The organism is Micromonospora sp. NPDC004551 (assembly GCF_040609975.1).
In the GTDB taxonomy this organism is placed as follows: Bacteria; Actinomycetota; Actinomycetes; order Mycobacteriales; family Micromonosporaceae; genus Micromonospora.
The window spans coordinates 21,444-37,628 of sequence record NZ_JBEXLM010000036.1 but is presented as its reverse complement, the minus strand read 5'-3'; the positions used below and the strand labels follow the sequence as shown (position 1 = coordinate 37,628).

19 protein-coding genes are annotated in these 16,185 nt (G+C 73.8%); 16 read left to right on the top strand and 3 right to left on the bottom strand.

All coding sequences use genetic code 11. The features are described 5' to 3' along the window. Window positions 1–30: 30 nt before the first annotated feature. Window positions 31–672: a DUF4870 domain-containing protein gene (locus tag ABZW14_RS29805; RefSeq protein ID WP_355352957.1), complete on the bottom strand. Its 642-nt coding sequence runs from the start codon at window positions 670–672 to the stop codon at window positions 31–33. Between the two features lie 231 nt (window positions 673–903). Here ABZW14_RS29805 and hrcA point away from each other — a divergent pair, with 231 nt between their 5' ends. From hrcA to ABZW14_RS29790, 3 genes are all read left to right on the top strand, one after another. After that, window positions 904–1,926 carry a heat-inducible transcriptional repressor HrcA gene (gene hrcA / locus ABZW14_RS29800; protein ID WP_355352954.1) on the top strand — a complete coding sequence of 341 codons (1,023 nt, stop codon included), beginning with the start codon at window positions 904–906 and terminating at the stop codon, window positions 1,924–1,926. Window positions 1,927–1,999: 73 nt separating this feature from the next. After that, window positions 2,000–3,142 carry a molecular chaperone DnaJ gene (gene dnaJ / locus ABZW14_RS29795; protein ID WP_355353022.1) on the top strand — a complete coding sequence of 381 codons (1,143 nt, stop codon included), beginning with the start codon at window positions 2,000–2,002 and terminating at the stop codon, window positions 3,140–3,142. A gap of 1 nt (window position 3,143) precedes the next feature. After that, window positions 3,144–3,878 carry a 16S rRNA (uracil(1498)-N(3))-methyltransferase gene (locus tag ABZW14_RS29790; protein ID WP_355352951.1) on the top strand — a complete coding sequence of 245 codons (735 nt, stop codon included), beginning with the start codon at window positions 3,144–3,146 and terminating at the stop codon, window positions 3,876–3,878. 140 nt (window positions 3,879–4,018) lie between these two features. On the opposite strand, the gene ABZW14_RS29785 is transcribed toward ABZW14_RS29790, so the two are convergent. Next, on the bottom strand, window positions 4,019–4,780 hold the full coding sequence (locus tag ABZW14_RS29785) for an SDR family oxidoreductase (RefSeq protein WP_355352948.1): 762 nt from the start codon (window positions 4,778–4,780) through the stop codon (window positions 4,019–4,021). A gap of 47 nt (window positions 4,781–4,827) precedes the next feature. Between ABZW14_RS29785 and ABZW14_RS29780 the strand changes: the two genes are divergently transcribed. From ABZW14_RS29780 to ABZW14_RS29745, 8 genes are all read left to right on the top strand, one after another. After that, on the top strand, window positions 4,828–5,178 hold the full coding sequence (locus ABZW14_RS29780) for a histidine triad nucleotide-binding protein (protein WP_355352945.1): 351 nt from the start codon (window positions 4,828–4,830) through the stop codon (window positions 5,176–5,178). A gap of 21 nt (window positions 5,179–5,199) precedes the next feature. Further along, window positions 5,200–6,576 (top strand): serine hydrolase domain-containing protein, encoded by a 1,377-nt coding sequence (locus tag ABZW14_RS29775; protein ID WP_355352942.1) that lies wholly within the window; start codon window positions 5,200–5,202, stop codon window positions 6,574–6,576. Window positions 6,577–6,706: 130 nt separating this feature from the next. Beyond that, window positions 6,707–7,765 (top strand): PhoH family protein, encoded by a 1,059-nt coding sequence (locus tag ABZW14_RS29770; RefSeq protein WP_355352939.1) that lies wholly within the window; start codon window positions 6,707–6,709, stop codon window positions 7,763–7,765. Window positions 7,766–7,783: 18 nt separating this feature from the next. Next, a complete protein-coding gene (ybeY, locus tag ABZW14_RS29765) occupies window positions 7,784–8,257 on the top strand; it encodes an rRNA maturation RNase YbeY (protein ID WP_355352936.1) in 474 nt (157 codons plus the stop codon). Next, on the top strand, window positions 8,233–9,642 hold the full coding sequence (locus ABZW14_RS29760; RefSeq protein ID WP_355353019.1) for a hemolysin family protein: 1,410 nt from the start codon (window positions 8,233–8,235) through the stop codon (window positions 9,640–9,642). Before ybeY ends, ABZW14_RS29760 begins: the two co-directional genes overlap by 25 nt. Further along, complete coding sequence (locus ABZW14_RS29755; protein ID WP_154228179.1) at window positions 9,635–10,021, top strand: cytidine deaminase; 387 nt, start codon at window positions 9,635–9,637, stop codon at window positions 10,019–10,021. Before ABZW14_RS29760 ends, ABZW14_RS29755 begins: the two co-directional genes overlap by 8 nt. Beyond that, a complete protein-coding gene (gene era, locus ABZW14_RS29750; protein ID WP_355352932.1) occupies window positions 10,018–10,911 on the top strand; it encodes a GTPase Era in 894 nt (297 codons plus the stop codon). The genes ABZW14_RS29755 and era overlap by 4 nt, the downstream gene beginning before the upstream one ends. A gap of 191 nt (window positions 10,912–11,102) precedes the next feature. Beyond that, a complete protein-coding gene (locus tag ABZW14_RS29745; protein WP_355352929.1) occupies window positions 11,103–12,239 on the top strand; it encodes an acyltransferase in 1,137 nt (378 codons plus the stop codon). A 5-nt stretch (window positions 12,240–12,244) separates the two neighbouring features. On the opposite strand, the gene ABZW14_RS29740 is transcribed toward ABZW14_RS29745, so the two are convergent. After that, a complete protein-coding gene (locus tag ABZW14_RS29740; protein WP_355352926.1) occupies window positions 12,245–13,024 on the bottom strand; it encodes a DUF4097 family beta strand repeat-containing protein in 780 nt (259 codons plus the stop codon). Window positions 13,025–13,125: 101 nt separating this feature from the next. Between ABZW14_RS29740 and recO the strand changes: the two genes are divergently transcribed. The 5 genes from recO (at window position 13,126) to ABZW14_RS29715 (ending at window position 16,183) form a co-directional block, all read left to right on the top strand. Further along, on the top strand, window positions 13,126–14,001 hold the full coding sequence (gene recO / locus ABZW14_RS29735; protein ID WP_355352923.1) for a DNA repair protein RecO: 876 nt from the start codon (window positions 13,126–13,128) through the stop codon (window positions 13,999–14,001). Between the two features lie 8 nt (window positions 14,002–14,009). After that, window positions 14,010–14,810 carry an isoprenyl transferase gene (locus tag ABZW14_RS29730; RefSeq protein WP_355353016.1) on the top strand — a complete coding sequence of 267 codons (801 nt, stop codon included), beginning with the start codon at window positions 14,010–14,012 and terminating at the stop codon, window positions 14,808–14,810. A 69-nt stretch (window positions 14,811–14,879) separates the two neighbouring features. Continuing rightward, window positions 14,880–15,065 carry a hypothetical protein gene (locus tag ABZW14_RS29725; protein ID WP_091269936.1) on the top strand — a complete coding sequence of 62 codons (186 nt, stop codon included), beginning with the start codon at window positions 14,880–14,882 and terminating at the stop codon, window positions 15,063–15,065. A 132-nt stretch (window positions 15,066–15,197) separates the two neighbouring features. Next, window positions 15,198–15,419: a thioredoxin reductase gene (locus ABZW14_RS29720; protein ID WP_091269966.1), complete on the top strand. Its 222-nt coding sequence runs from the start codon at window positions 15,198–15,200 to the stop codon at window positions 15,417–15,419. Beyond that, window positions 15,416–16,183 (top strand): pirin family protein, encoded by a 768-nt coding sequence (locus ABZW14_RS29715; protein WP_355352919.1) that lies wholly within the window; start codon window positions 15,416–15,418, stop codon window positions 16,181–16,183. The genes ABZW14_RS29720 and ABZW14_RS29715 overlap by 4 nt, the downstream gene beginning before the upstream one ends. Window positions 16,184–16,185: the final 2 nt, after the last annotated feature.

Sequence of the window (16,185 nt, the reverse complement as noted above, 5' to 3'; positions counted from 1 at the left end):
GCCCCCCGGGAGGGAGCCGGCCGGGGCGGGTCACTTGATCAGGCTGGCCGACATCGGGTAGCGGTAGAGCTGCCCCTCGTTGGCCTTCACCCCGGCCAGGATGCCGAAGATGATGCCGACGAGCATCGCGCCGAAACCGATCACGAAACCGATCAGGATGCAGGCGAGGATCCAGCCGACCAGCGCGATGATCGACCAGATGAGCTGGAAGTTCAGCGCGGCGATCGCGTGCGCGCGGACGGTCGGCGACTGGTTGCCGCGGGCGAGCAGGGCGATCAGCGGGGCCACCCAGCCCAGTACGCCGCCGCCGACGAACATCCCGGCCGCCCCGCCGAAGTGCGCGACGAGGGCCCAGGTCTTGTCGTCGTTGTTGGCGTAGCCGGCGGGCGGCCCGTAGGCCCCGCCGCCCGGGTAGCCGGCGCCCGGCGCCCCGTAGCCGCCCGGCGGGGGATAGCCGCCCGGGGGCGGGTAGCCGCCCGACGGCGGCTGGCCTCCGGGAGGCGGCGGATAGCCACCGGGCGGGGGATAGTCGCCCCCCGCCGGTGCCCCGGACAGTGGTGCGGTGGGAGGCTCGGCGGCCGACGACGAGCCGAACGGCGCCGACGGCGGGGTCGGCTCCGGCGGCGGTGCGCCGGAGTCCCCCGCTCCGGGAGGGCGAGGAGGTTCAGTCATGGACGTCACGGTAGGTCCCGGAGGCAAGAGCGCACCAGAGCGAGATCGCCCGGGATGTCCGGCTGTTCGGCTCTGGCGGGCCGACTGTGCGGCGGGCCGCACCCGCGGTGCGCCGCTGATCATCGCGTCGGCGGGCCCGCCGACGTAGACTGGCACTCGCTACAGTCGAGTGCCAGACGCCCGGCGGATGCCGCGCGCCGGGGCGGACGAGGTGCGTCAGGAGGTGTGGAGATGGGTCTCGACGACCGCAAACTCGCCGTGCTGCGCGCGATCGTCGAGGACTACGTCGCCACGCAGGAGCCGGTCGGCAGCAAGGCCCTGGTCGAGCGCCACCAGCTGGGCGTCTCCCCGGCGACCGTCCGCAACGACATGGCGGTGCTGGAGGAGGAGGGCTACATCCGGCAGCCGCACACCAGCGCCGGCCGGGTGCCCACCGACCGCGGCTACCGCCTCTTCGTCGACCGGCTCTCCCGGGTCAAGCCGCTCAGCCCGGCCGAGCGCCGGGCGATCGAGCGCTTCCTGGTCGGCGCCGTCGACCTGGACGACGTGGTGCACCGCACGGTCCGCCTGCTCGCCCAGCTCACCCGGCAGGTCGCCGTGGTGCAGTACCCGAGCCTGGCCCGTTCCAAGGTGCGCCACCTGGAACTGGTGCCGATCTCCACCACCCGGCTGATGGTCGTCATGATCGCCGATACCGGCCGGGTCGAGCAGCGGCTGGTCGAGCTGCCCGGGCCGGTGGCCGCCGAGGACGTGACCGACCTGCGCCGGGTGGTCAACGAGAAGCTGGTCGGCAGCCGGCTCTCGGACACCCCGCCACTCGTGCAGGCCCTCGTCGACGAGTCCACCCCGCAGCTGCGCCCGGCCATGGCCACCCTCTCCAGCGTGCTGCTGGAGACGCTGGTCGAGCGGCACGAGGAGCGCATCGCGCTGGCCGGCACGGCCAACCTGACCCGGGGCGGCCTGCTCGACTTCCAGGGTTCGCTGCGACCGATCCTCGAGGCGCTCGAGGAGGAGGTCGTGCTGCTCAAGCTGATCGGGGAGGCCGAGCCGAGCACCACCCGGGTGCTCATCGGCGACGAGAACGAGATCGACAACCTGCGCGCCGCCTCGGTGGTCAGCACCGGGTACGGCCCGGGCAGCACCATCGTGGGTGGTCTCGGCGTGCTCGGCCCGACCCGGATGGACTACCCCGGCACCATCGCCACGGTGAGGGCCGTGGCACGCTACGTGGGCGAACTGCTGGCCCAGAACTGACCAGTCAGGGCCGTCGGCCGGCTCCGGCCGACGACCGGCGCAACGCGAGACGAACATGAGGACACCGAACGCAGTGGCCAGGGACTACTACGGCATTCTCGGCGTGAGCCGGGACGCCTCCGACGACGAGATCAAGCGCGCCTACCGCAAGCTGGCGCGGCAGTTCCACCCGGACGTCAATCCGGACCCGGAGGCACAGGAGAAGTTCAAGGACATCAACGCCGCGTACGAGGTCCTCTCGGACGATCGGAAACGGCAGATCGTCGACCTGGGCGGCGACCCGCTCGCCCCGGGCGGCGGTGGCGCGGGTGCGGGTGGTCCGGGCGGGGCCGGCCCGTTCGTCGGCTTCCAGGACATCATGGACGCCTTCTTCGGCGGGGCGGCCGGCGGCAGCCGCGGCCCGCGGCCGCGCACCCGGCCGGGCGCCGACGCCATCCTGCGGCTGGAGCTGGACCTGAACGAGACGGCGTTCGGCGTCGAGGCGCCGATCACCGTCGACACCGCGGTGCTGTGCACCACCTGCTCCGGCGCCGGCACCGCGGCCGGCACCCACCTGGCCACCTGCGAGGCGTGCGGCGGCCGGGGCGAGGTGCAGTCGGTGCAGCGGACCTTCCTCGGCCAGGTGGTCTCCGCCCGGCCGTGCACGGTCTGCCAGGGCTACGGCACGACCATCCCGCACCCCTGCCCGACCTGCGCGGGCGACGGCCGGGTGCGCACCCGGCGCTCGCTCACCGTGAAGATCCCGGCGGGCGTCGAGGACGGCATGCGGATCCGGCTGGCCCAGCAGGGCGAGGTCGGCCCCGGTGGCGGCACCGCCGGCGACCTCTACGTCGAGATCCACGAGCGGCCGCACGACGTCTACTCCCGCAAGGGCGACGACCTGCACTGCCGGGTCACCGTGCCGATGACGGCGGCCGCGCTCGGCACCCGCCTGACCATCAAGACCCTCGACAGCGAGGAGACGGTCGACGTCAAGCCGGGCACCCAGCCGGGCAGCACGCTGCGGCTGCGTGCCCGGGGCGTGCCGCACCTGCGCGGCACCGGCCGGGGCGACCTCTACGTCCACCTCGACGTGCGGACCCCGACCAAGCTCGACGCCGACCAGGAGCGGATGCTGCGCGACTTCGCCAAGACCCGTGGTGAGGAGGTCGCCGAGCTGACCAAGCAGGGCGGCTTCTTCTCCCGGATGCGCGACGCCTTCAACGGGCACGCCTGAGGTGTCGGCGCCGCTGTTCCTGGTCGAGGCGCTGCCCACCGGTGACACGCTGACGCTGGACGGCCCCGAGGGGCATCACGCGGCCACCGTGCAGCGGCTGCGCGTCGGCGAGGAGCTGCTGCTGGCCGACGGGCGGGGCGGCACGGCCGGCGCGGTGGTCACCGCCGTCGGCCGGGGCACCCTCGATCTCCGGGTCACCTCCCGGGGGTACGCCGACGCGTCCGTCCCCCGGCTCGTCGTGGTGCAGGGCATCGCCAAGGGCGACCGGGGCGAGCTGGCCGTGCAGGCGATGACCGAGGTCGGGGTGGACGAGATCGTCCCGTGGGCGGCGTCCCGCTCGGTGACCCAGTGGCGGGGTGACCGGGGCGCACGCGCCCGGGAGAAGTGGGCGGCGACCGCCCGGGAGGCGGCCAAGCAGGCCCGGCGCCCGTGGCTGCCGGTGGTGGCGGGCACGCCCGACGAGTCCACCGCCACGGTGGCGCGGCGGATCGCCGGCGCGGCCGCCGCGTTCGTCCTGCACGAGGAGGCCGAGGAGCGGCTGACCACCGCCGCGCTGCCCGAGACCGGCGAGATCGTGCTGGTGGTGGGCCCGGAGGGCGGTATCGCCGACACCGAGCTGTCCGCCTTCGAGGAGGCCGGTGCCCGTCCGGTCCGCCTGGGCCCGTCGGTGCTCCGTACGTCGACGGCCGGCGTGGCCGCCCTGAGCGTCCTGTCCACCCGCCTGTCCCGCTGGTGAACGGAACGCCGCCTGCACTCTCGTTGTTGATCAAGAGGTTTGCGTCAGGATCCGGCCGGATTCCGACGCAAACCTCTTGATCAACTCGGACGGGCGGCCCGGGCGGCCCGGGCGGCCCGGGCGGTGGGCGCGGTGGGCCGTCAGGTGCGGAGGTAGGACGCGCCGTTCAGGTCGACGATGGTGCCGGAGGCCCATTCCGCCTCGGGGCTGGCCAGCCAGTGCACCGCCGCGGCGATCTCCTCGGGGCGGGCCACCCTGTTGAACGGGGACTGGGCGCGGATCGCGTCGCCCCGCTCGCCGCTGAGGTGGGTGGTGGTCATGTCGGTCGCCACGAAGCCCGGCGCGACCGTGGCCACCGCGATGCCGTACGGGGCCAGGGCCAGCGCCAGCGACTGGCCGAGCGCGTTCAGCCCCGCCTTGCTCGCCCCGTACGCGGGCTGCTCCGGCTCACCCCGGAAGGCGCCCCGGGACGACACGTTCACGATCCGGCCGCCCCGCTCGCGCATGTGCTGCGCAGCGCACCACGTGACGTTCGCGGCGCCGGTCAGGTTGGTCTCCAGGACCAGCCGCCACTGCTCCCGCCACTGGTCGTAGGTGTTGCCGAACACCGGGTGCGGCAGGTCGCGGGGGCCGTAGACGCCGGCGTTGTTGACCAGGACGTCGAGGCCGCCCAGGCGCTGCGCCGCCTCGTCCACCATGGCCCGGACGGCCTCCGGGTCGGCCAGGTCGGCGCGGACCACCACGTGCCCGTCGCCGGGCAGGTCCGCCCGCAGCGCCTCGGCCAGGTCGGCGGAGTCCCGGTGGTGGATCGCCACCCGGTCCCCGCCCGCCGCGAACGCCCGCGCCACCGCGCTCCCGATGCCCCGCGAGGCCCCCGTCACCAGCACCGCCCGAGAAGTCACGCGGCACATCATGCCTCAGCCGGTACGGGACGACTTACCATGCCCCGATGGGAACCGACTGCCTGTTCTGCCGGATCGTCGCCGGGGAGATCCCGGCCACCATCGTCCGTGAGACCGCCACCACCCTGGCCTTCCGGGACATCGACCCGAAAGCGCCCACGCACGTGCTGGTGATCCCGAAGGAGCACTACGCGGACGTGGTCACCCTGGCCGAGGGCGACCCGGCGCTCGCCGGTGAGCTGCTGGGCACGGCCGCCGTGGTGGCCGAGGAGGAGGGCCTCACGGTGGACGGCTTCCGGCTCATGTTCAACACCGGACCGTACGGCGGCCAGGAGGTCTTCCACGTGCACGCGCACCTGCTCGGCGGGGGACCGCTCGGCCCGATGCTCTGCCGCTGACGCGCTGCCTAGACTGCCCTCATGATCACGGTGCATGACCGGCTCGGCCGGATGGTGCGGCAGGCGCAGGCCCACGGGCGGATCCCGGCGGTCTCGGTCGCCCTGCACCGGGCCGACCGGCCGCTCTGGACCTGCGCGGCCGGCGGGACCGGCAACGACACCCCGCTCGGGGCGGACACGGTCTTCCGGATCGGCTCGGTCACCAAGACCTTCACGGCCGTGCTGGTCATGCAGTGCCGCGACGACGGGCTGCTCGACCTGGACGACCCGATCGGGCGGCACCTCGACCTGCCGGCGCACGGCGAGCTGACCGTACGCCGGCTGCTGTCGCACACCGCGGGCCTCCAGCGCGAGCCGCACGGTGACGTCTGGGACAGCCTGCGCGCGCCCGACGTCAGCGAGCTGCTCGCCGACCTGGCCCGGGTGGAGCGGGTGCTGCCCACCGGTCGGCGCTACCACTACTCCAACCTCGGCATGGCCCTGCTCGGCGAGATGGCGGCCCGGCTGCGCGGCGGCACCTGGGCCGAGGTGCTGGCCGAGCGGGTGCTCGCCCCGCTCGGGCTGACCGCCACGGGCACCACGCCCGGCGACCGGGCGGCGACCGGGTTCCTGGTCGACGCGTACTCCGACGAGGCCCGGCCGGAGCCGCCGACCGACTTCGGCGCGGTGGCCCCCGCCGCGCAGCTGTGGAGCACCGCACCGGACATGGCGCGCTGGGCGGCCTTCCTGGCCGACCCGGCCGCGCTCGACCCGGCCGGCGCGGTGCTCGCGCCGGCCACCCTCGACGAGATGCGCTGGCCGCTGACCACCACCGACGAGACGCTCTGGACCGGCGGCTTCGGCCTCGGGCTGATCCTGGTGCCGCAGCCGGGGCGGGTGCTGCACGTGGGGCACGACGGGGCGATGCCCGGCTTCCTGGCCGCCGTCTACGGCCGGCGCGGCGGGGACGGCACCGCCGGCGCGATGGGCTGCGCGGTGCTGGGCTCCTCCGGCACCGGCGTGGAGGTCTTCGAGCTGACCCACCGGCTGCTCGCCGCCGCCGCCGAGCACGACCCGGCCGACATCGAGCCGTGGCGCCCCGGCGCGCCCGCCCCGGAGCACCTGCGCGGCCTGCTGGGCCGCTGGTGGGGCGAGGGTTTCGAGTACGTCTTCTCCTGGCACGACGGGACGCTGCGGGCCCGGGGCGCGGACGACCCGGCCGGCAAGCCGCCCGCCGTGTTCGCGCCGCTGCCGGACCGGCCGGACGTGTTCCGCACGGTCGCCGGCCGGGAGGTCGGCGAGCTGCTCCGGCTGACCCGGGACGAGCGCGGCGCGGTGGTGCGGATGCACTGGGCCACCTACCGCTTCAGCCGGCACCAGGAGACCTTCGAGGGGTACGACTTCCGCGCCGGTGACTGATCTTCCAGCGCCGGAAATGGGCACGGTGCCGCGGGTGTTGACCCGATACGATGGGAGTCACGACCGCCGCGCCAGCAGGGCCCGGCGCCGAGTTCGAGAGCAGGTGGCGTAGGGCCCGACGGCCCGATCTATGACCGGCACCCCACCTCCCGGCCCGCCCCGGGTGCAGACCAGGATCACGGTTCCCGACCAGAAGATCATGGTGAACCTGCTCGGCGCGGGCGACGAGATCCTGCGGCTCGTCGAACGCTCGGTCAACAGTGACGTCCACGTGCGGGGCAACGAGATCACCATCACCGGCGCGCCCGCCGACAACGCCCTCGCCGAGCGCCTCTTCAGCGAGCTGCTCGAACTGATCGAGAAAGGCGAGACCCTGACCACTGACGCCGTCCGGCGTACCGTCGGCATGCTCGAGCAGGGCGGCACCGAGCGGCCCGCCGAGGTCCTGACGCTCAACATCCTCTCCCGGCGCGGCCGCACCATCCGTCCCAAGACGCTGGGGCAGAAGCGCTACGTCGACGCCATCGACGCGCACACCATCGTCTTCGGCATCGGCCCGGCCGGCACGGGCAAGACCTACCTGGCCATGGCGAAGGCCGTCCAGGCGCTCCAGGCCAAGCAGGTCAACCGGATCATCCTGACTCGGCCGGCGGTCGAGGCGGGGGAGCGGCTGGGCTTCCTGCCCGGCACCCTGAACGAGAAGATCGACCCCTACCTGCGGCCGCTCTACGACGCGCTGCACGACATGCTCGACCCGGAGTCGATCCCGAAGCTGATGGCCGCGGGCACGATCGAGGTCGCGCCGCTGGCGTACATGCGGGGCCGCACCCTGAACGACGCGTTCATCATTCTCGACGAGGCGCAGAACACCACGCCCGAGCAGATGAAGATGTTCCTCACCCGGCTCGGCTTCAATTCCAAGATCGTGGTCACCGGTGACGTCACCCAGGTGGACCTTCCCGGCGGCACGACGAGCGGCCTGCGGGTGGTCCGGGAGATCCTGGGCAACGTCGAGGACGTGCACTTCGCCCAGCTGTCCAGCTCCGACGTGGTCCGCCACAAGCTGGTGGGCGAGATCGTCGACGCGTACGCCCGCTGGGACGCCGAGCGGGAGAGCCAGCAGGCGCAGAGCGTGCACGCCGTGCCCGGGCGGACCGCCCAGGGCGGCCGGGCCGGCCGGCGCCGCTAATCCACCAGAGGAAGACAGTTGTCCATCGAGATCGCCAACGAGTCCGGCGCCGACGTCGACACCGACGCCGTGCTCGCCGTCGCCCGGCACGCCCTCGACGAGATGGGGGTCAACCCCCTCGCCGAGCTCTCCGTGCTGCTGGTCGACATCGAATACATGTCGGAGCTGAACCACCGCTGGATGGGTGGCGACGGCCCGACCGACGTGCTCGCCTTCCCCATGGACGAGGGCAGCGTCGACCACGGCCCGGGGGAGACCGCCCCGGCCGGCGGTGAGCCGGCCCTGCTCGGCGACATCGTGCTCTGCCCGGAGGTGGCGGCCAAGCAGGCGGCCACCGCCGGGCACTCCACCGCCGACGAGCTGCACCTGCTCACCGTGCACGGTGTGCTGCACCTGCTCGGCTACGACCACGCCGAGCCGGAGGAGGAGCGGGAGATGTTCGATCTCCAGGCCCGACTGCTGGCCAGCTGGCGGTCGACCCGGTCGCAGTGATGACCACCCTGGCGGCCGGCGGCGCGCCCGCCGGCCTGCCCGACCTCACACTCCTCGCCGTCGCGGCGGGGCTGGTGGTGCTCGCCGGCCTCATCGCGATGACCGAGGCCGCGCTGGCCGCCGTCTCACCGGCCCGGGCCGCCGAGCTGGCCCGGGACGGCGCGCGCGGCGCGCGTACCCTCCAGGCGGTCGCCGGCGACGTGGTCCGCCACCTCAACCTGCTGCTCCTGCTCCGGCTGCTGGCCGAGCTGACCGCCACCACGCTGGTCGCGCTGGTGGCGGTGGACACCTTCGGCGCCGGCTGGCGGGCCGCCCTGGTCACCGCCGGGGCGATGACCGTGGTCAGCTTCGTGGTGGTCGGCGTCGCGCCGCGCACCCTCGGCCGGCAGCACGCCTACGCGGTGGGCCGCGCGGTCGCGCCGCTGGTGCGCTGGCTGGGCCGGGCGCTCAACCCGCTGGCCTCGCTGCTCATCCTGATCGGCAACGCGGTCACCCCGGGGCGCGGCTTCCGGGAGGGGCCGTTCGCCACCCAGGTCGAGCTGCGTGAGCTGGTGGACCTGGCCGAGCAGCGCGGCGTGGTCGAGCACGGCGAGCGGCAGATGATCCACTCGGTCTTCGCGCTCGGCGACACCATCGCCCGCGAGGTGATGGTGCCGCGGACCGAGATGGTGTGGATAGAGGAGGGCAAAACCCTCGCGCAGGCGCTGGCGCTCTTCCTGCGGTCCGGCTTCTCCCGGATCCCGGTGATCGGCGAGAACGTCGACGACGTGCTCGGCGTGCTCTACCTCAAGGACCTGATCCGGCGGATCCAGGGCGCCCCGGAGGCCCGGCAGATGCCGGTGGCCGAGCTGATGCGGCCGGCGACCTTCGTGCCCGAGTCCAAGCCGGTCGACGACCTGCTCTCGGAGATGCAGGCGGCCCGCAACCACCTGGTCATCGTCGTCGACGAGTACGGCGGCACCGGCGGCCTGGTCACCATCGAGGACATCCTGGAGGAGATCGTCGGTGAGATCACCGACGAGTACGATGTCGAACGCCCGCCGGTCGAGCGCCTGGCGGACGGTGCCGTGCGGGTGACCGCCCGGCTGCCGGTGGAGAATCTGGGCGAGCTGTTCGACACCGAACTGCCCACCGACGAGGTGGAGACGGTCGGTGGCCTGCTCGCCCAGGCGCTCGGCCGGGTGCCGATCCCCGGCTCCGGGGCCGAGGTGGCCGGCCTGCGGCTGATCGCCGAGGGCACCACCGGGCGGCGCAACCGGATCGACACCGTGCTGGTCAGCCGGGTCGAGCCGGGCGGCGCGCCGGACAGCGCGGGGCGCGGCGAGCAGGCCGATCCCCGCGGCAACCAGAACCGTTCCGAGGAGAGGCAACCCGCCGATGCCTGAGTCACCCGCCGTGCCGGCGGCCCGGCCCACCCCGTCCGACCCGGCCGAGCTGAGCGCCGAGGACGGCAAGCTGGTCGTCCTGGCCCGGGGCGCGCGGGGCCGGGTCGGCGCCGTGGAGGGCGCGGCGGTCCGTGACCAGGACGGCCGGACGTACGCGGCGGCCAGCGTGGCGCTGCCGTCGCTGACCCTGACCGCGCTCCAGCTCGCGGTCGCCTCGGCGGTGGCCGCCGGCGCGAGCCGGCTGGAGGCCGCCGTGGTGGTGACCGAGGCGTCGACGCTGGACGGCGCGGGGCACGCCGCCGTCCGCGACCTCGCCGCCGACGCGCCGATCCACGTGGCCGCGCCGGACGGCACCGTCCTGGGCACGGTGGTCGAGTGAGCGACGAGCAGCGTCCCTACCGGGCCGGTTTCGGCTGCTTCGTCGGGCGGCCGAACGCGGGCAAGTCGACGCTGACCAACGCGATCGTCGGCACCAAGATCGCCATCACCTCGAACAAGCCGCAGACCACCCGGCACATCATCCGGGCCGTGCTGCACCGTCCCGAGTCGCAGCTCGTCCTGGTCGACACCCCGGGCCTGCACCGTCCCCGCACGCTGCTCGGCGAGCGGCTCAACGACCTGGTGCGCGAGACCTGGAGCGAGGTCGACGTGATCGGGCTCTGCATCCCGGCGAACGAGCCGATCGGGCGGGGCGACCGGTTCATCACCGGCGAGCTGGCCGAGCTGCGGGCCACCGTGCTGGCCGTGGTCACCAAGACCGACCTGGTGGACAAGAAGCGGCTGGCCGAGCAGCTGCTCGCCGTGAGCGAGCTGGGCGAGTTCGCCGACGTGGTGCCGGTGAGCGCCGTCTCCGGGCACCAGGTGGACACCCTGGTCGACGTGATGACCGGCTACCTCCCGGAGTCGCCGCAGCTCTACCCGGACGACATGCTCACCGACGACCCGGAGCAGGTGCTCGTGGCCGAGCTGGTCCGCGAGGCCGCCCTGGAGGGCGTCCGGGACGAGCTGCCGCACTCCATCGCCGTGGTCGTCGAGGAGATGATCGCCGAGGGCGGCCTCACGAAGATCTACGCGGACGTGTACGTGGAGCGACCGAGCCAGAAGGCGATCGTGATCGGTCACCGCGGCAGCCGGCTCAAGCACGTCGGCACCACGGCCCGCCGGCAGATCGAGGAGCTGCTCGGCACCCGGGTCTACCTGGACCTGCACGTCCGGGTCGCGAAGGACTGGCAGCGCGACCCGAAGCAGCTGCGCAAGCTCGGCTTCTGACCCCGTACGCCCGAACCGCCGGTCCCGATCCCCGGGGTCGGCGGTCCGCGTTCCGAGGCCCGCCGCGGCGGTCCGGATCGGTCTGGTTTATGGGATGTTTCACTTTTGACCCGGGCCCGCGCACCGTTTCGTCCGGCGGGGTCGGAGGGTAGGGAAGCGCTATCCCCTGCCCCCGACGCCCCCGCGAGCTGATGCGTAACCGATACCTCGACCTGCTCCGCTCCCTGGCCATCGTGCGCGTCGTCGTCTACCACGTCACCGGATGGGCGACGCTGACCCTGATCTTCCCGGCGATGTCGGTGATGTTCGCACTCGCCGGCTCGCTGATGGCCGCGTCGCTGGACCGCCGCGGCGTACCGGCCGTCGGGCGCCGCCTGCGCCGGCTGCTGCCGTCGCTCTGGGTGCTCGCCGCGGTTTTCGTGCCGGCCATGCTGCTCACCGGGCTGCCGCTCACCCCGAAGGTGCTGCTCTGGCTCTTCCCGGTCAGCGACCCACCGGCCAACTACTGGGGCGCCCTGGCGCTGAGCCCGATCTGGTACCTGCGGGACTACCTCTGGTTCGTGCTGGCCTCGCCGGTGGCCCTGTGGCTGTTCCGCCGGGCCCCGCTGCCCACCCTGCTGGCCCCGTACGCGCTGCTCGCGGCGATCGAGTTCGGCGTGCTGGCGAACCCGCCGGCCGTGCTGCGCGAGTTCGGCCTGTACTTCGGCGCCTGGCTGCTCGGCTTCGCCCATCACGACGGGCTGCTGCGCCGGGTGGCCGACCGGGTGCTCGTGCCGCTCGCGGTCGCGCTCGGTGTGGCCGGGTTGGCCTGGACCTTCACCCACCCCGGCCCGCGCGGCCACGACCTGAACGACATCCACCTGGGCAACGCGCTCTGGTCGGCGGCGTTCATCCTGGTGGCGATCGGCCGGGCGCCGGCCGGGGCGGCCTGGGTCGACCGCACCCCGGTGCTGGGCCGGGTGGTCACCGTGCTGAACCGGCGCGCGCTGACCGTCTACCTCTGGCACATGCCGTTCGTGGTGGCGCTCACCCCGCTGGTCGACGTGGTCGGCTGGTCGCACCAGGACCTTCTCGGGCTGGCGATCCGGGTGGCGCTGGTGTTCGCGCTGGTGGGTGTGGTCACCCTGCTGGTCGGCTGGGTCGAGGACCTGGCCGCCCGGCGTACCCCGGAACTGGTGCCCGGCCGGCCCCGGCGGACCGTGGCCGAGCGGGCGGCGGCCGCACCGGCCAGCCCGGCGCCCGCCGGTGCGGGCGGCGAGCTGGCGGCCGCGGGCGCCCGGGTGCCGGCGCCGCGCGCGCCCGGGCGGTCCGACCGCGTCCCGGGCTGACCGCCTCAGCGGCTGGTGAGCGTCACGTTGCCGCTGGTGGCGGTGACGTCGAGCAGCAGGGTGGCGCCGGGGTCGTTCGGCACGGCGAGGTTGGTGTCGCCCGACTTGGCGTCCGCCCGCACCCGGTACCGGCCCTGTGGCACGGTCAGGTCGACGTCGCCGCTGGTGGCGTGCAGCCGGGCCGCGGCCGGCTGGTCCAGCTCGACGACGAGGTTGCCCGAGGTGGCCTCCGCGTCCACGCCGGCGGCGAGCCGGCGGGCGCTGATGTCGCCGGAGGTGGCGCGCAGCCGGACCGGGCCGGTCGCGTCGACCACGTCGATGTTTCCCGAGGTGGTGGTGGCACGGACCTCGCCGCGCGCCTCGGTGACGCTGATGTCGCCGGAATGCAGGGTGAAGTCCACGGGGCCGACCCGATGCAGCGTGACGTTGCCGGAGCCGGTCTCGCCGCGCACCGTCACCCCCTCGGGGGCGGTCACCTCCCAGGAGACCGTGCACCGGGGGCCGCAGTCGCTCGGCAGCGTCAGCTCGTCGCCCTTGATCTCGTAGCGGCTGTTGGGCTCCCCGCCCTGGTAGCGGACGATCCGCTTGATCCGCACCTGGTCGGCCCGGCCGGTGGCCCGGATCGTCACGTCGCCCGCGCCGCCGGCCGGCACGGTGATCCGGGTGATCTTCACGCTCTCGGTCTGGTCGTAGTCGAGGCGGCGGAAGGAGAGGGTGTCACACCCGGCGAGGACGATCAGGGTTGCGGCCGCGGTGGCGGCGACGGCGGTCCGGTGCAGAGCCATGCCAGGACGCTACGGCCGAGCCTGCGGACGGCGCATCCGGGTTCGACCGCCGATCCACCCCGAGGAGACCCTGAGATCGCACCCCGAGGGAGAATGGGCCGATGGCCGGATACCGCCGACAGCTCTACCGCGACGACGCGGTGGTGCTGCGCGTGCAGAAGCTGGGGGAGTCCGACCGGATCATCACCCTGCTCACCCGCCGGCACGGCCGGCTGCGCGCCGTGGCCCGGGGGGTCCGGCGCACCACCAGCAAGTTCGGCGCCCGGCTGGAGCCGTTCGGGCACGTCGACCTCCAGCTCGCCGGCGACCCCAAGGGCAACCACGGCAGCTCGCTGCACACCATCAGCCAGGCCGAGGGGATCGACCTCTACGGCAAGCGGTTCCTGGGCGACTACCCCCGCTACACGGCGGCCAGCGCGATCGCCGAGACCGCCGAGCGGCTCACCCCGATCGAGCGGGAACCCTCGCTGCGGCTGTTCCAGCTCACCCTCGGCGCGCTGCGCTCGCTGGCCATCGGCGAGCACGCCACCACCCTGGTGCTCGACGCCTACCTGCTGCGCGGCATGGCCTTCGCCGGCTGGGCGCCGGCCCTGACCGCGTGCGCGGTCTGCGGCACCCCGGGGCGGCACCGGGCGTTCTCCGTGCCGGCCGGCGGCGCCGTCTGCCCGGACTGCCGGCCCCCCGGCGCCGCCCACCCGGCCCCGGCCACCATCGCGCTGATGTCCGCGCTGACCACCGGCGACTGGGCGTACGCCGACGCCACCGAGACCCCCGTGCGCCGCGAGTGCAGCGGCCTCGTGGCGGCGCACCTCCAGTGGCACCTGGAACGCGCGCTACGCTCGCTGCCGCTGGTCGACCGGGGTGCCCCGGCGCCCGGCGCGGTCCCGCCGCCCGGCGGCGCGGGGCCGGGTGTGGTCCCGCCGCGCACCGGCGCCGGGCCCGCCGCCGCTGGTGTGAACAGGGAGATTACCGAGTGATCCGATCGATGAGGGCCGGCCGGCGCGAGCCGGTGCCACCGACTCCGCACCCCTCCGGCGCCCGGCCGCCGGCGCTGCCTGCCGAGGCGCTGCCGAAGCACATCGCCGTGGTGATGGACGGCAACGGCCGCTGGGCCAAGGAGCGCGGGCTGCCCCGGACCAAGGGTCACGAGCAGGGCGAGCACAGCCTCTTCGACACCATCGAGGGGGCCATCGAGCTGGGCATCCCCTACCTGTCGGCGTACGCGTTCTCCACCGAGAACTGGCGGCGCTCCCCGGACGAGGTCCGCTTCCTCATGGGCTTCAACCGGGACGTCATCCGTCGCCGCCGGGATCAGCTCGTCGACCTGGGCGTCCGGGTGGTCTGGTCGGGCCGGGCCGGGCGGCTCTGGAAGAGCGTCATCTCCGAGTTGCAGACGGCCGAGGAGATGTCCCGGGGCAACTCGACGCTGACCCTCCAGTTCTGCGTCAACTACGGCGGCCAGGCGGAGATCGCCGACGCGGCCGCCGCGATCGCCCGCGACGCGGCCGCCGGGCGGATCGACCCGGGCAAGGTCACCGAGAAGACCATCGCGAAATACCTCTACCACCCGGAGGTCCCCGAGGTGGACCTCTTCCTCCGCCCGTCCGGCGAGCAGCGCACCTCCAACTTCCTGCTCTGGCAGACCGCCTACGCGGAGCTGGTCTTCCTCGACACGCTCTGGCCGGACTTCGACCGCCGGCACCTCTGGTACGCGTGCGAGCTCTACGCCCAGCGGGACCGCCGCTTCGGCGGCGCGCTGCCCAACCCGGTGGCCCCCGGCGCCTGAGGTCGCGCTTACCGACGCCGCCTGCTGGGTATCAATCGGACAGCAGGCAGATTGCGGAGGTGAACCCACATGATTCAGAAGCGGATTGCCCAGTGGGCGGTCATGGCGGTCGCCGTGCCGCTGGCGGCGGCCGGCGCGCGCCGGCTCAGCCACACCCTGGAGGCCCGTCGCGGCCCGACCGGGGTGAGCCGACTGCTCACCAAGGGCGCCGACATGCTGCGGCCGCAGAAGGCCAAGCGCCGTCGGTTCTGGTGACGTCGACGGCCCGCCAGGGCGGGCCGTGACGCGGGCGCCCCGCATCCGGCTTTCCGGCCGGGAGCGGGGTGCCCGCGCGTACGATCGGCGCGAGGGCGCGCCGCCCGGACGCGCCCGCCACGGGGGTGGGGGATGCACGATCTCCGGTTCAAAATGATCATGGCGTTGAACGCGGCGGACCTGGGCAGCCCGATCTGCGAGCAGGTCGCCGAGATCTGCGCGGAGATCGCCGAGCAGCACTGCGCCGAACTCGGCCACACGCCCGCCGTACGCGCCGGGGAGATCGCCGAGCTGAGCACCGGCGAACCGGCGCTCACCTGGGCGCCGGCCGAGACCGGGCAGCGGGCCTGGTGACGGCGACGGCGCCCGCTCCGGCGGTGGACGTCCGCCGGGCCGGGGACCGCTTCTTCACCCGGTTGTCCTGGCTCGACTCCAAGCACTCCTTCTCGTTCTCCCGGCACTACGACCCGGCCAACACCCACCACGGGCTGCTGCTGGTCAACAACGACGACGTGGTGCACCCGGGCACCGGTTTCGAGACCCACCCGCACCAGGACATGGAGATCGTGACCTGGGTGCTGCGCGGTTCGCTGGTCCACCAGGACTCCACCGGGCACTCCGGCGTCATCTATCCGGGCCTCGCCCAGCGGATGAGCGCCGGCACCGGCATCCTGCACTCGGAGAAGAACGACTCCTGGCGGCTGGAGAACACGGCCCCGCACCACGACCCGGTCCACTTCGTGCAGATGTGGGTGCTCCCCGACGAGGAGGGGATCGACCCGGGCTACGAGCAGCTCGAGATCGGCGACGAGTTGCTGCGGGGCGGCCTCGTGCCGGTCGCCTCCGGGATGGACCGCTACGACGGCGCCTCCGCGATCCGGATCCGCAACCGGTACGCCACCCTGCACGCCGCTCGGCTCGCTCCCGGCGACACGGTGAACCTGCCCGACGCGCCCTTCCTGCACCTCTATGTGCCCAGCGGTGCCGTGACGCTGGAGGCTGCCGGACGGCTCGACGAGGGCGACGCGGCCCGGATCACGATGGCCGGTGGTCAGCGGGTGACGGCCGACGAGCCGGCCGAGATCCTGGTCTGGGAGATGCACGCCACGCTCGCCTGAGC

Excerpts from the sequence above, each read along its gene's own strand:
- ABZW14_RS29805 (WP_355352957.1), bottom strand. The coding sequence starts at position 672 with ATGACTGAACCTCCTCGCCCTCCCGGAGCGGGGGACTCCGGCGCACCG.
- hrcA (WP_355352954.1), top strand. The coding sequence starts at position 904 with ATGGGTCTCGACGACCGCAAACTCGCCGTGCTGCGCGCGATCGTCGAG.
- ABZW14_RS29780 (WP_355352945.1), top strand. The coding sequence starts at position 4,828 with ATGGGAACCGACTGCCTGTTCTGCCGGATCGTCGCCGGGGAGATCCCG.
- ABZW14_RS29775 (WP_355352942.1), top strand. The coding sequence starts at position 5,200 with ATGATCACGGTGCATGACCGGCTCGGCCGGATGGTGCGGCAGGCGCAG.
- ABZW14_RS29770 (WP_355352939.1), top strand. The coding sequence starts at position 6,707 with ATGACCGGCACCCCACCTCCCGGCCCGCCCCGGGTGCAGACCAGGATC.
- ABZW14_RS29755 (WP_154228179.1), top strand. The coding sequence starts at position 9,635 with ATGCCTGAGTCACCCGCCGTGCCGGCGGCCCGGCCCACCCCGTCCGAC.
- ABZW14_RS29745 (WP_355352929.1), top strand. The coding sequence starts at position 11,103 with ATGCGTAACCGATACCTCGACCTGCTCCGCTCCCTGGCCATCGTGCGC.
- ABZW14_RS29740 (WP_355352926.1), bottom strand. The coding sequence starts at position 13,024 with ATGGCTCTGCACCGGACCGCCGTCGCCGCCACCGCGGCCGCAACCCTG.
- recO (WP_355352923.1), top strand. The coding sequence starts at position 13,126 with ATGGCCGGATACCGCCGACAGCTCTACCGCGACGACGCGGTGGTGCTG.
- ABZW14_RS29730 (WP_355353016.1), top strand. The coding sequence starts at position 14,010 with ATGAGGGCCGGCCGGCGCGAGCCGGTGCCACCGACTCCGCACCCCTCC.
- ABZW14_RS29725 (WP_091269936.1), top strand. The coding sequence starts at position 14,880 with ATGATTCAGAAGCGGATTGCCCAGTGGGCGGTCATGGCGGTCGCCGTG.
- ABZW14_RS29720 (WP_091269966.1), top strand. The coding sequence starts at position 15,198 with ATGCACGATCTCCGGTTCAAAATGATCATGGCGTTGAACGCGGCGGAC.